This is a genomic window from Shewanella sp. CAL98-MNA-CIBAN-0140, assembly GCF_040309905.1.
GTDB classification, from domain to species: Bacteria; Pseudomonadota; Gammaproteobacteria; order Enterobacterales; family Shewanellaceae; genus Shewanella; species Shewanella psychromarinicola.
Map to the genome: position 1 here is coordinate 13,054 of NZ_JBEOPI010000025.1, position 13,512 is coordinate 26,565.

Genomic DNA, 13,512 nt, shown 5'->3' on the forward strand with positions numbered 1-13,512 from the left:
AGCTAAATGCTTGACTATTATATTATTCAGGTATGATATAAAACAAATAGGCAACATAAAAACCTCATACAGGAAACAATACTTCAACGCTTGCTGACCTATTAAAGACATAACAATAAAAATAAGGACGAAGCTATGCCAATAATATTTACGGCAGTATTTTTTTTCGCCATCCTGCTTGCTTCGTCTTGTGTTCAAGCAAACATAATTGACACTAGGGCGCAGTTAATAGTCAAAGATGACTCTGTCACCCGCAAATCATCACCATCGACAACCAATAAGCATGATGTCGACAAGGTCACTAACATTGTGGTGGTCAGTCATCCTATTTTTGACGAGTCGGCACCCGATGCTATTTTCCTACATCGCTGGGCCAATTATCTGCATATCAATACCAAAGAATCGACTATTCTCAATAGCTTAAGCTTTGAGGAAGGCGATAGCCTTACCAAGAAAGATCTTCAAGAAGCGCAGCGCTTACTGCGCTACGAACCTTATATTCGTGACGCTGATATCAATATCGCCAGAAAAGATCCTCTCGCCGATGACAACGTTGAAGACGTGGTATTAGTAGAAACATGGGATAACTGGTCACTACTGCCAACGGTCAGTTTGAGTAAAAATGGCGGTGACACCAAATACTCATTTGGCATAAAAGAAGATAACCTACTGGGATTAGGAGTTAAAACCAAAATAAAATATCAATCGAGTGCCGAACGCACCGGTTACAAGTTTGCCTTTGATGCTCCAGTAAGGTGGGTTAAACACGGTAATGTGTCGGTTGATTTTTACGATAACAGCGACGGCCAAGCATCGGCAATTGCCTTTAATAAACCCTTCTACACACTCGATACTCAGAATATGTACACCTTGTCGTGGTTGACCGATACGCGCATCGACACCACACGACAAAATGGCCAAGACATTAATGAATTTGAGCATGTGATTGATTATACCAATGTAGGTTTTGGTTGGTTAGTCGACAAACAAGCAGATCAATTGCATCGTGTTAGTCTGGGGATTACCCAAGATAATCATCAATTTAGTAACATAGACGATTACCCAGTTTCGCCTTTACCTTTTGATCGTGAGTTTGTTTATCCTTGGATCCGCTACGAATACCTGCAAGATCAATACACAGTATTGAATAATATCAAGCTGATTAATAAAAACGAAGACTTTAACTTAGGTTGGCATCATACGGTAAGTGTAGGATTTGAAACCAATGACATCGCCGACAATGCGGCTATGGGTTATCACGTAACGGCTTCAAGCAGTCGCGGTTGGCAACAAGACAATCAATTATTGTTAATGAGTTTAACTGGGCGGACCGATATTCAAACTGGCCAACAAGATTTTTATAATGTGGGTTTAGCTGCGGAATATTTTCATCAAATTAGCCCTAAATGGACCGCCTACTCCAAGGCGCGCATTGCAACCTCACACAATAACTATCTTGATCAAACGTTTGCACTTGGTGATGAAACCGGCGTACGCGGTTACCCCAATGACTACCAGCATGGTGATAATCAATGGTTGCTCACGAGTGAAATCCGATACTATCCAAACATCAATTTATATCAACTGGCCGAGTTAGGCTGGGCAGTATTTGCCGATATCGGTCAAGCAAGCAGTGGCCCAGATGAGCAAAATGAAGTTGATGGTCCTATTGGTAGTATTGGTATTGGCGCACGGATTTACTCTTCTAAATCCAGTTACGGTAACGTAGCCCATGTTGACATTGCCGTTCCGATCACCACAGGTAACGACATCAATGCTTGGGAGTTCAGGTTCCAAGTGAAAGATCATTTCTAACCAGGCAGGCTCTGTTGTTACCACAGCGCCTAACTAGAACGGTAGCACTAACGAGTAAACGATTAAGACTAAACAATCAACACTCACTCGTTAAATGAATTATTAATATCCATTTGATTTAATGTAAATAATGTAAATAATCTGCGTTTGTTAATGATAATGAATATCATTACCTCCCATTCATTATTTCTTAATCGGTATACCTATGTTATTCAAGCCTAGCCAATTGGCTATAGCGACTCATTGTGCATTATTTTTATTAGCACTCCCCGTAGCTAATGCCAATGCAGAATCATCATCACAACCCACAGACAACAATGCCCCAATGGAGCGAATGATTATTACTGGCAGTCGCTCAGCCGAACGGATAGACGAAGTCCCCTCTTCAGTCACGCTTATTGAACAACAAACCCTTGCACAAGACATGTTAGTCACCTCTGAGTTACAAAACTTACTCGCATTTCGCGTCCCAGGACTGGCGCCAAGTACAGGCACATCAAGTAACTCAGGGCAAAATCTCCGTGGTCGTGCCGCATTAGTGATGATTGACGGCGTGCCCCAATCTACCCCATTACGAAATGGCAAATTAGGCATAAGCTCTATCGATGCTGGAGCAATTGAACGTATCGAGGTGATTAAAGGGGCAACCTCTATTTATGGCAATGGTGCTTCAGGCGGGATCATCAACTACATCACTAAACGAGCCAGCGAAGATAAAGCACGCGTTAATGTCGGGGTTTCCAGTAAATTTAGCGCGGTAAAATTACAAGACAGTGCCGGTTATCGAGTTGATACCTCAATAGACGGTACCCTTGGTGACTTTAGCTACGTATTGAGTGCCATTACAGAAAAAACAGGCGTGGAACGCGATGCTGAAGGTGACGCCATCGGATTAGTTTATGGTTTATCAGAAACGAAATCGAACAACTATTTTACCAAACTCGGCTACCAACTTGATGACGACAAGTCGATTCAACTGACGTATAACTACTACGAAGCCCAACAAAACTCAGACTACATCGATGTTGCTGGCAATGCTAACACTGGCGAAAAAACTTACGCCATAGAAAATACTACTGGGATTGCAAAACTGGGCGCCCCTCAAGGGCCGCGCGGCAATCATAACCTAATGTTAAAATACGTCGACTATGAGATATTCAATAACACCCAATTAACCGTCGATGGTTACCTGCAAAAAATTGAAAATATGTTCTTCTTTTCAACGGCACTCGCTAACCTAAGTGAAGGTTACGAAGGCGGCCAATCGTTTATCAAGTCAGAAAAGAAAGGCCTGCGGATTAACTTTGCCACCCAAGTTGATTGGGATAATGTCGAATCAAGCTTTATTTACGGTATTGATGCACTGCAAGACATCAGTTCACAACCATTAGAAGACGGCCGAATTTGGGTGCCTGAAATGGACATGCGTAACTTAGCGGTTTATTTACAAACTAAGTTTGTCATTGCCAATGATTGGGTTTTAAAAGCCGGGATCCGCCAAGATAGCGTCGAGTTAACTGTCGATGATTATCAAACCTTAACACTCTGCCGAACCCCAAGTACTTGCTCAGTACCTTTTGATGTCACTGGCGGAGAATTAACATATGACTCAACCACTTATAATATTGGCTTACGTTACAATATCAATGCGTTATTTAACCCGTTTATGAGTTTTTCCCAAGGTGCAGATATTTCAGATATTGGTCGCCTTTTACGTACCGCCACGGTTGATGATATTGCGTTAATCCGCACAGAGTCATCCATTGTTGATAACTATGAAATCGGTTTTGCAGGGCAATGGGGTGATGTCAATTATGAAATTGCTGCCTACCGAAGCGAATCAGAATTAGGTACAAGTAATAGCTTTGATGCAACAACAGGCATTTACTTACCCGTACGTGCACCACAAAAAATTTGGGGTTACGAAGCACAAATTGACTATCGTGTATTTGATAATCTCAGCACGGGGTTAAGCTATAGTTGGATTGAAGGTAAAGACACCGATACCGATACTTATCTAGATGGTGGCACCATATCACCACCTAAATTAACCGCTTATGTCAGTTGGCAGCCTGTTGAAGAGGCAAGTATCGGCATTAACTACATGTCTGTTGGTGACCGTGATCGATTTGAGCCGATCGATGGCGCATATATTGGGTCTCAAGGCCCTATCGAAAATTACAACCTAGTAAACCTAACCAGTCGCTATCAACTCAATAATTGGCAACTCTCACTAGGGGTAGAAAACTTACTTAATGAAGATTATTTTTCTGCCCGCTCACAAGCTTCGACTAACGCGAGTTACTATACCAAATCACTGGGTACCACCATTAATATGGGCGTAAAAGCCAGCTTTTAACCCAGGAAAAGTAACAAAAAAAGGCCTCGCATTGCTGCGAGGCCTTTCATTATAAAGAGGTGAGTTGGCCGATAAGCCGGGTCTTGTCGTGGACAGTTATTCATCTAGGCCTGCAATCACTCACAGGCTCAAGCGACCTACCCGGTCCCAACGCGAGCAGCGCCATACGGGACCCTATTTGGTCTTGCTTCGGGTAGAGTTTACCTTGCTACGAACTATTGCTAGTCGCACGGTGCGCTCTTACCGCACCCTTTCACCCTTACCATTTTTAGCCGAAGCCAATAAATGGCGGTCTCCTCTCTGCTGCACTTGTCGTCGGTTCACACCGCCCAGGCGTTACCTGGTACCCTGCTCTTTGAAGCCCGGACTTTCCTCCCCGTACTTGCGTACGCGGCAACTGTCTGGCCAACTCGGCGCGGATTATAGCTTAAGCAGCGCAACAAACCAATGCATAAGCAACGGACTTTTTATAAATCGAGCTCTAAACCGTATTTATACAAAGCGTTTTTCTTTAAACCGTGTATTTGTGCCGCAATAGCCGCGGCCTTTTTAAGCGGTAATTCTTCACAGAGTAGCTTTAACGTAGTGACCGCGACCGCTGGAACACCTTCTTCATCAGATAATGAGAAGCCGTGACACATGATGACAATTTCGCCTTTCTGTTGATTTTTATCGGCTTCAACTATCGCCAAAACTTCAGCAGCGGTGCCAGATAAAAAGGTTTCGAAAATTTTAGTGACTTCACGCGCCATCACGATTTGTCTATCGGCGCCTAACACTTCAATAATCGCGGCAAGGCTATACAGAATACGATGAGGAGATTCGTAAAATATGAGTGTACGAGGATCTTCTTTAAGAAATTCAAGTTTATCGATACGGGCTTTTTCTTTTGACGGTAAGAACCCCTCAAAACTGAATCGATCCGACGGTAATCCCGATGCACTCAAGGCCGTAATCGCGGCACAAGCACCCGGTAAAGGCACCACTCGGTGGCCCGCTTTGCGGACATAATTAACCAAATGGTAGCCGGGGTCTGAAATGAGCGGTGTGCCAGCGTCAGAAATGAGTGCTATTGACTTGCCCGCATCTAATTGTTCAACTATCCATTGCACTCGGTCACGTTCATTGTGATCATGTAGTGCCGTTTTACGGGTTTCAATACCAAAGTGACTCAGCAGCTTTCCGCTGTGGCGAGTGTCTTCACAGGCGATTAAATCTACCTGTTGCAGCACCTCTAATGCACGAGCGCTGATGTCGCCAAAATTACCAATAGGGGTGGGAACAATATACAGCGCGACCATTTGGTCCATAATTACCTCGATAATGAATCTACCTGATACTTTCGCCAAGCGTAAGAGCAGGTTAAACTAGTGCCAGCATCTTACCAGAGTGAAGCCAAGTGTTAAAAAGACTGAATACTACAAAATTCGTGTGTGCGTTGATTTTCTCTGTATTGGTAGTAGGTTGTGCCGCCAAAAAACAGCAAGATAATGTTGACGTAAACGCATCACTCGTTGCCGCGGAGCATCCGGCTAAAATTTATTTAGTTAATGCTACCAATAGCAGTTTACCAGAAAAGCGTGATCGTTATTTATTACTGGCGGCTCACGCTTATATAAATGATGGTAATTTTAATGCTGCCACCAATGTTTTAACGTCAATGCAAAAGCCAATGGTGAAGGTACCTTCGCTTCTCGCTGAGCATATTTACTTGCGCGCCCGCATTGTTGAAAAAACCAATAGCAGCCAAGCCGCATTAGATATTTTACAGTATCCGCCGCATTGGCAGCTACCACGCTGGCAAATGGCAAGTTATCACCAATATAAAGCCAAGTTGTATAAGCATACTCAGCAGCCCATCGATCAGGTAAAGCAACTCAGCTTATTAAGTAATTACTTACCAAAATCCGAAACGGCCGCCGTTAATGATGTCATTTGGAAACTGCTACAGCCTTTGCATGAAGAAACTGTGCAGTCGTTTATGCGTGATCAATCTAATCCGATTTTTGCAGGTTGGTTGCAACTAACCTATATTGCCAAGCGTTATGCCGTTGAGCCAACACAGCTGGTGCGTTATTTAGGTGAGTGGCAACGCAATAACCCTTATCACCCGGGAGCGGTGAAGTTACCCGCTAATTTAGAAAAAGCACTGAATGCCAAACCCTTTAGACCACAAAATATTGCCGTCTTATTACCGTTAACGGGTCCGCGCGCTGCGATTGCCGAACCAATTCGCCAAGGATTATTATCTAGCTATTTATCTGATTTTGATACCAATGTGTCGCTTAACTTTTATGATACTCAGCAAGGCGTCACGGCGGCTTACCAACAAGCTGTCGCCAAAGGTGCAGAGTTTATCATTGGGCCGTTATTACCCAATGAAGTTGAAGAATTACAAAAAATTAACGACAAACAACAAAGCACTGTGCCTCAATTGTATTTGAACCAAACTGATACATTTACGCCACAGGCAAATTTATTTTATTTTTCATTGTCACCAGCGCAAGAAGCCAGTGATGCGGCACAGAAACTCTATAGTGATGGGGTAAAGCTGCCGCTACTACTGGTAAGTAATGATGCCATTGGCAAGCGTATGGCTGACAGTTTTAAGCAAACTTGGTTAACCTTAACCAGTAATGATGCCGAAGTGTATTATTATGATGCTGGCGACCAAATGAAGGTAACAGTTCAACAAGCACTAGGCGTTACAGATAGCCAAGCGCGAATTAGCAGAATGCGTAATTTATTGGGCAGTAGCGTAGAATCAGATTTTCGTTCTCGCCAAGATACTGATGCGATATACATGATTTCGGGTTCACAAGATTTAGCCCTGCTCAAACCCTTTTTAGATGTTAACTTTAGTGTGTTCTCTGAACCCGTAGCCTTGTATACCACTAGTCGTAGCCGCCTTGAAAACGAGTCGGCGCAGTCGGCTCAAGAACTCAATAACTTGATGATTAGTGATGTACCATGGTTAATGCAATCTAGTAGCGAAACGCAAATGGTGTCAGCGCTATGGAGTGGTTGGAATAACAGCCAAAAACGTTTGTATGTTATGGGTTTTGATGCACTTGAATTGGTCAACCGTTTAGCCCAAATGCGCGCTTTCCCAGGATATCAATTTATGGGCCGCAGCGGTGCGTTATCGGTGGATCCTAATGGGGTGATTGATCGTCAATTGTCTTGGGGACAATATACCCAAGGACAATTAACACCACTATGAACCGCGGACAATTAGCTGAACAACATGCGCGAACTTACCTTGAACAACAAGGTCTGACGTTTGTAGAGGCTAATGTGCGTTACCCATTTGGTGAAATAGATTTGATTATGCGCCAACAGGATGTATGGGTGTTTGTTGAAGTAAAATTTAGGGCGTCAAACCAGTTTGGTGGAGCCTTAAATGCCTTAACAAGCAAACAGATCACCCGGATAAGATTAGCTGCTGATCATTATTTACAACGCCAAAAATTGAATCCACCTTGTCGCTTTGATGTGATTGCGATGAATATTGATGAAATAAACTGGCTACAAGGCTGTTTTTAAGCGACAACTGATTACCATAACCTTGATTTATGGCATCATATAGTCAAATTACCGAGTCTAACTGATGAGCGACGATAAAAAGCCAATCAGAGACATACGTAGACATAATTTAGCGTAAGGATTGTTGCATGTTAGAACGTATTAAAGATAGTTTCACCGAATCGATTCAGACTAAAATTGATGCTGCAGAAGCATTACCTGAGCCTATTGAAAAAGCTGCAGAGATGATGGTGCAATGTTTACTTGGCGGTAATAAAATTCTGTCATGCGGTAATGGCGGCAGTGCTGGTGATGCTCAACACTTCTCTGCTGAGTTATTAAACCGTTATGAAATTGAACGTCCACCGCTACCTGCAATTGCATTAAGCTGTGACACGTCAACGATTACGGCTATCGCCAACGATTATAGCTACGATGAAATTTTCTCGAAGCAAATTTTTGCACTGGGTCAGCCAGGCGATATTTTATTAGCCATTTCGACCAGTGGTAACTCGGGTAACATTATTAAAGCCATGGAAGCAGCGTTAAGCCGCGACATGACTATTGTAGCGCTAACCGGTAAAGACGGCGGCGCAATGGCTGGCTTGATGAGTGTGGGTGATGTAGAAATCCGGGTACCATCAAACGTCACCGCACGTATTCAGGAAGTTCATTTACTGGTTATTCACTGCTTATGCGATAACATCGATCGCACCTTGTTCCCACAGGATGAACAAGCATGATAAGAGCCATACTCATCATCTCAGTCTTGGCAATGCTGCAGGGTTGTGCTGGTGCGGTCATGGTTGGCGCCGTTAGTGGTGCCAAGATGGCAAATGATGAGCGCAGCATGAGCACTCAAATTAGCGATACTAATGCTGACTTTGTTATTGCTAGCGCATTATCAAAACATGATGACCTTAATAATCAAACCAATATCGCGGCGATTGTGATGAACAACAATGTGTTGATGATAGGCCAAGCACCTAACTCAATGCTGCGCGATAAAGCTATTAAAGTGGTGCAAGAGTTACAAATTGGCGGAAAAATACATAACCAAATTCGTATTGGTACGCCAACATCGTTTACCACTCGCAGCAACGACACTTGGGTGACCACCAAAGTGAAAGGCCGCATGTTAAATGAAAAGTCACTCGACATTACTCGAGTAAAAGTGATTACCGAAAACGGCGAAGTCTTTTTACTTGGGTTAATTGACCGCAAGCAAGCTGACTTAGCCGTTGAAATCGCTCGGAATACTGCTGGTGTGCGTAAAGTGATTAAGGTTTTTGAATACACCAAATCTTAATCCTGCGGTACATTGTGGCTTATAGCGATTAAAAAATTCATCCTGCATTTTGCTCGATGAATTTTTTTTGGCCTCTTTTCGCTTGTATCCAAGGGATAATCAGCGACGGCAATACAATAAAACCAGCCCCTACCCAACTTAACCCATCGAGCCATTCATCAAAAAACAACCAGCCGAAAAAAACACAAAACAATAATCCGGTATATTCCGCCACCACGATTTGACTGGCTTGTGCTTGGCGATAGGCCAAAGCACAAAACCACTGATAGGCATTATTTTTCAGGTTAAGAGATGGGATCAATAAGCAAAAAAACAAACAAAAAATAAGCCAGCAAATTGCTGGCTTAAAGGTAAAATTGGCTGATGACTTAGACAATAAGCCCAATTTTTTCATACACATTCTTAAGGGTCACTGCAGCACGCGCTTGGGCTTTCTCTGCGCCTTCAGCCATGACCTGGTGTAAGAATGCCTCGTCAGCACGATACTCTTTAAAGCGCGCTTGCAATGGCTCAAGCATACCAACAACAGCTTCGCCTGTAGCCACTTTCAAATGACCATACATTTTGCCTTCAAACTCAGCTTCTAAAGACGCAATTGACTGACCCGTGCAACCTGACATTAAACTGAGCAGATTAGACACCCCTGGCTTTTGCTCCAGGTCAAAACGCACTACTGGCGGCTCTTCGCTGTCGGTCATGGCTTTTTTTATTTTCTTTAAAATCACTTTAGGATCTTCAAGCAAACCGATCACGTTATTACGATTATCATCCGATTTAGACATCTTTTTAAGCGGCTCTTGCAACGACATCACCTTAGCACCATGTTCAGGAATGAACGGTTCTGGGATGGTAAAAGTGTCGCCATAAGCATTATTAAAACGAGTGGCAATATCACGTGTCAGTTCTAAGTGTTGTTTCTGATCTTGACCAACAGGGATTTCATTGGCTTGATAAAGTAAAATGTCCGCCGCCATTAATACCGGATAATCATAAAGCCCAACGTTAATGTTATTGGCATGCTTTAACGACTTATCTTTAAACTGGGTCATGCGGTTTAACTCACCCATTTGGGTGTAACAATTTAGTGCCCAACTGAGCTGAGTATGCTGCGGTACTTGCGATTGAATAAACACAGTGCTTTTTTTAGGGTCAACACCACAAGCAAGATACAGTGCTAACGTGTCCAAGCAGGCTTCTCGCAATGCTTTAGGATCTTGGCGAACCGTAATGGCATGTAAATCAACAACACAATATAGGCAATCATGACTCTCTTGCATGGCAACCCATTGACGAAGTGCGCCCATATAATTACCTATGGTTAATTCGCCTGATGGCTGTGCACCGCTGAATACTATGGGTTTGGTCATGTGTTTTATTGCTCCAGATTATCTTTTTAAATTTCACATTATTATGAAAGTAAGTATTGCTCTATATCAGCAAAATTTTCGCATACCGCATGGGGATTGCTTAGGCTAATATCTTCGCCGTAGTTGTAGCCATAGGTCAAGCCAATAGACATAACGTTGGCAGCTTTAGCCGCTAAAATATCATTCTTTGAATCACCTACCATCAGTAAATGTGATTCATCTAACTGCCATAGCTTAAGCAGATGTTGCAACGGCATTGGATCTGGTTTCATTTTTGCCAATGAATCACCACCGAGTACTTCACAAAACAAGCCATCGAGACCAAAAGCGGTTAATAATGACACCGTAAAACCGTGAGGTTTATTGGTGACGATAGCAAGTTTGAAACCGGCTTGTTTTAACTTTTGTAATGTGGCTAATACACCAGGATACAAAAGGCTATGCTTCTGTAAATGCTCGCCATAATGATACATAAATTGAGGCATGGTTTGCTCAAGTAATGCCTGTAGTGCTGGGGCATCCTCCGGCATCGCAGACACATAACTTAACGCGCGTTGCATTAACACTTGAGCACCATTACCGACCCAACTGCGCACAAGTGCTTCTGTCACTGGCGGATATTGGCTTTGCGCTAAAGTCGCATTGGTTGCTGCGGCTAAGTCAGGTACGCTATCAATTAATGTACCATCTAAATCAAAAGCAATTGCGCGAATTTTTGACCATTGCATCATGTAAAGTCCCATTAAGTCTTTAAAAATAAATTATGATACCGAAGCGAGTTCAGCACGCATTTGATCAACAACCACTTTATAATCTGGTTGATTGAAAATGGCCGAACCGGCTACAAACATATCTGCACCCGCGGCAGCAATTTCAGCAATATTATCGACCTTTACGCCACCATCCACTTGTAAGCGAATATCAAAACCACTGGCATCAATGCGCGCCCGAACTTGACGAAGTTTATCTAAGGTATGGGGAATAAATGACTGACCACCAAAACCAGGGTTAACCGACATCAATAAAATGACATCGAGCTTATCCATAACATGATCTAAATAATGCAGTGGAGTGCCAGGATTAAAGACTAATCCGGCCTTACAACCAGATTCTTTAATCAGCTGTAGGGTGCGATCTATATGTTCAGATGCTTCTGGATGAAAAGTGATAATTGAAGCGCCGGCGGCAGCAAAATCAGGAATAATACGATCAACGGGTTTTACCATTAAATGCACATCAATATCAGCAGTAATACCGTATTTACGTAACGCCGTACATACCATTGGGCCGATGGTTAGATTAGGAACATAGTGATTATCCATTACGTCGAAGTGAACAACGTCTGAACCTGCATCTAATACGGCTTTAACATCGTCACCTAAACGGGAAAAATCGGCGGACAAAATCGATGGTGCAATTAAAAATGGGCGCATAATCTTCTCTATTGGCAGATCAAAGTGATGACATTTTACCCTTTGCGGCCGCAAGCCTCTAGTCACAAAAGGGAAATAACCACTATCTAATATAGAATTTAGTCAAAAACTAGACCATAAGGCGGATTTGCTATTCTTTAAATAGAAACCACTGTTCAATAACTAAGCGACTTTGCTATAATGAAAAATGTTGTTATCTTAGGGATCTAATAGTAGATTTAACAACTGTTGTAGCATCAATCGAGTTTATACCACGGATAGGACACCTTTTATGGTTAAGCACTTACTACGCAAGCTTTCAGGGCGTGATGGCAAATTATTGCCAGCATCTGTTTTTGCTGTGTTTGCAACGTCGGGGTTGGCATTATTGTTAAGCCAAATTTTACTCACCACCGAAGCTAATTCTGCTAATAGTAAAGCCTGCGTATGCGATAGCACCACAAGCTACAATACTAGTTTGCCAAGTAGTCACCCTACAAATCGTTGTGCTGAGCAATCAGATGATGTCAGTTGGGGTAATTGGGTAACGGGTAATAGCCGCTCGAGCCAATTTCACTTTATTGATTTACTTGAATTGATCCACGGCCACAAAGATAAGCCTTTAAATGATATGCCTACCTCAGGCAGCCCAACTCAGATATCGCGCTAATGTCACTTTGGCGAGTTTTTAGTAGCACTGTAGCGGCCTTTTTTGGCGTTCAGACAGAGCAGAACCGCCAAAAAGACTTCAAAAATCAATCCCCGTTACCCTTTATCATCATGGGAATTATCTTAGCTATAGCCTTGGTTATTTCATTAATGCTGATCGTGAATCAGGTATTAAGTTAACCACCTGCGGTTGTTATATTCTCATCCCAGTAGTACTACTCTTCTTCACGATAATGATGATCGTATAACGCCATAATTTCGTCAACTTTCTTGCGTGAACTGCCTTTTGGGCTAATGTTACGTTGCACCGAAATGGTTGAACAAGATGCGCCACGATACAACTCTCGTGTTAACGGAATATCATGGTTACTGATCAATACCGGAATATTGCGTTCATGGGCAATGAGCCGAGAATGACGGGCAAGTAATGCTTGATCGTCTAGACTAAACCCCGGACCTACATAGGTGGTAAAACTGGCGGTTGTCGATAATGGTGCATAAGGCGGATCACAATAAATGACATCTCCGCAATTCGCCATATAAAAGGCTTGTTCATAACTGATACATTTAAACGTCGCTTGTTGCGCTTTTAATGAGAAATAACGAATTTCAGCTTCTGGAAAGTATGGTTTTTTGTACGAACCAAACGGCACGTTAAAACCACCTTTGCGGTTATATCGACATAAACCATTAAAACCATGACGATTCATGTACAGAAAATATACCGACCGAATAAAAGGGTCACTGCAGAGATTAAATTCAGCACGAATACGGTAGTAGGCATCTTTATCATTCATCTCATCGACAAACATAGCTTTTGCCGCTTGAATGTAGGCATCAGGCTGTTGCTGAACAATTTGGTATAGATTGATTAAGTCTTGATTAATGTCACACAACAAGTAGTCATCAAACTGAGTATTGAGAAATACCGATCCCGCCCCAACGAAAGGCTCAATAAGTCGGTTTCCTGTAGGAAGGTGTTTTGCTAGCTCATCAACGAGCTTGTATTTACCACCTGCCCATTTTAGAAAGGCTCTATGCTTTTTTATCATGAAT

The 13,512-nt window shown here is 42.7% G+C and carries 13 protein-coding genes, 1 other RNA gene and 1 pseudogene; 8 read left to right on the forward strand and 7 right to left on the reverse strand.

Features of this window, described 5'->3' with window-relative positions:
- The first annotated feature begins 135 nt into the window (after positions 1–135).
- Positions 136–1,815, forward strand: a complete 1,680-nt coding sequence (locus tag AAEY93_RS13560; protein ID WP_351077591.1) for a ShlB/FhaC/HecB family hemolysin secretion/activation protein — start codon at positions 136–138, stop codon at positions 1,813–1,815.
- Between the two features lie 205 nt (positions 1,816–2,020).
- Complete coding sequence (locus tag AAEY93_RS13565) at positions 2,021–4,174, forward strand: TonB-dependent receptor (RefSeq protein ID WP_351077594.1); 2,154 nt, start codon at positions 2,021–2,023, stop codon at positions 4,172–4,174.
- Positions 4,175–4,230: 56 nt separating this feature from the next.
- Here the strand turns inward: AAEY93_RS13565 and rnpB are convergent.
- Both rnpB and rsmI read right to left on the reverse strand, forming a co-directional pair.
- Positions 4,231–4,587, reverse strand: an RNA gene (gene rnpB / locus AAEY93_RS13570) — RNase P RNA component class A.
- A gap of 54 nt (positions 4,588–4,641) precedes the next feature.
- Positions 4,642–5,484, reverse strand: a complete 843-nt coding sequence (gene rsmI / locus AAEY93_RS13575; RefSeq protein ID WP_101033050.1) for a 16S rRNA (cytidine(1402)-2'-O)-methyltransferase — start codon at positions 5,482–5,484, stop codon at positions 4,642–4,644.
- A gap of 89 nt (positions 5,485–5,573) precedes the next feature.
- Here rsmI and AAEY93_RS13580 point away from each other — a divergent pair, with 89 nt between their 5' ends.
- The 4 genes from AAEY93_RS13580 to AAEY93_RS13595 all read left to right on the forward strand — a co-directional run bounded on the left by AAEY93_RS13580 (position 5,574) and on the right by AAEY93_RS13595 (position 9,008).
- Positions 5,574–7,397 (forward strand): penicillin-binding protein activator, encoded by a 1,824-nt coding sequence (locus AAEY93_RS13580; RefSeq protein ID WP_351077597.1) that lies wholly within the window; start codon positions 5,574–5,576, stop codon positions 7,395–7,397.
- The gene (locus AAEY93_RS13585) at positions 7,394–7,720 is read left to right on the forward strand and encodes a YraN family protein (RefSeq protein ID WP_101033052.1); all 327 of its coding nucleotides are present in this window, start codon (positions 7,394–7,396) and stop codon (positions 7,718–7,720) included. Before AAEY93_RS13580 ends, AAEY93_RS13585 begins: the two co-directional genes overlap by 4 nt.
- Before the next feature lie 128 nt (positions 7,721–7,848).
- The gene (locus AAEY93_RS13590) at positions 7,849–8,442 is read left to right on the forward strand and encodes a phosphoheptose isomerase (protein WP_101033053.1); all 594 of its coding nucleotides are present in this window, start codon (positions 7,849–7,851) and stop codon (positions 8,440–8,442) included.
- Positions 8,439–9,008, forward strand: a complete 570-nt coding sequence (locus tag AAEY93_RS13595; RefSeq protein ID WP_124013208.1) for a BON domain-containing protein — start codon at positions 8,439–8,441, stop codon at positions 9,006–9,008. Before AAEY93_RS13590 ends, AAEY93_RS13595 begins: the two co-directional genes overlap by 4 nt.
- A 37-nt stretch (positions 9,009–9,045) precedes the next feature.
- Here AAEY93_RS13595 and AAEY93_RS13600 read toward each other — a convergent pair.
- The 4 genes and pseudogenes from AAEY93_RS13600 to rpe all read right to left on the reverse strand — a co-directional run.
- A pseudogene (locus AAEY93_RS13600) lies at positions 9,046–9,276 on the reverse strand (DMT family transporter); the annotation flags it as partial.
- Positions 9,277–9,376: 100 nt separating this feature from the next.
- A complete protein-coding gene (gene trpS / locus AAEY93_RS13605; protein ID WP_101033055.1) occupies positions 9,377–10,375 on the reverse strand; it encodes a tryptophan--tRNA ligase in 999 nt (332 codons plus the stop codon).
- Between the two features lie 41 nt (positions 10,376–10,416).
- On the reverse strand, positions 10,417–11,106 hold the full coding sequence (locus tag AAEY93_RS13610) for a phosphoglycolate phosphatase (RefSeq protein ID WP_124013206.1): 690 nt from the start codon (positions 11,104–11,106) through the stop codon (positions 10,417–10,419).
- A gap of 30 nt (positions 11,107–11,136) precedes the next feature.
- A complete protein-coding gene (gene rpe / locus AAEY93_RS13615; protein WP_101033057.1) occupies positions 11,137–11,808 on the reverse strand; it encodes a ribulose-phosphate 3-epimerase in 672 nt (223 codons plus the stop codon).
- 271 nt (positions 11,809–12,079) lie between these two features.
- On the opposite strand from rpe, the gene AAEY93_RS13620 reads away from it, so the two are divergent.
- Together AAEY93_RS13620 and AAEY93_RS13625 are read left to right on the forward strand one after the other, a co-directional pair.
- Positions 12,080–12,457 (forward strand): hypothetical protein, encoded by a 378-nt coding sequence (locus tag AAEY93_RS13620; protein ID WP_124013205.1) that lies wholly within the window; start codon positions 12,080–12,082, stop codon positions 12,455–12,457.
- Positions 12,457–12,636, forward strand: a complete 180-nt coding sequence (locus AAEY93_RS13625) for a DUF2970 domain-containing protein (protein WP_101033059.1) — start codon at positions 12,457–12,459, stop codon at positions 12,634–12,636. The genes AAEY93_RS13620 and AAEY93_RS13625 overlap by 1 nt, the downstream gene beginning before the upstream one ends.
- 35 nt (positions 12,637–12,671) lie before the next feature.
- Here the strand turns inward: AAEY93_RS13625 and AAEY93_RS13630 are convergent, their stop codons facing one another.
- On the reverse strand, positions 12,672–13,508 hold the full coding sequence (locus AAEY93_RS13630; RefSeq protein ID WP_124013204.1) for a Dam family site-specific DNA-(adenine-N6)-methyltransferase: 837 nt from the start codon (positions 13,506–13,508) through the stop codon (positions 12,672–12,674).
- Positions 13,509–13,512: the final 4 nt, after the last annotated feature.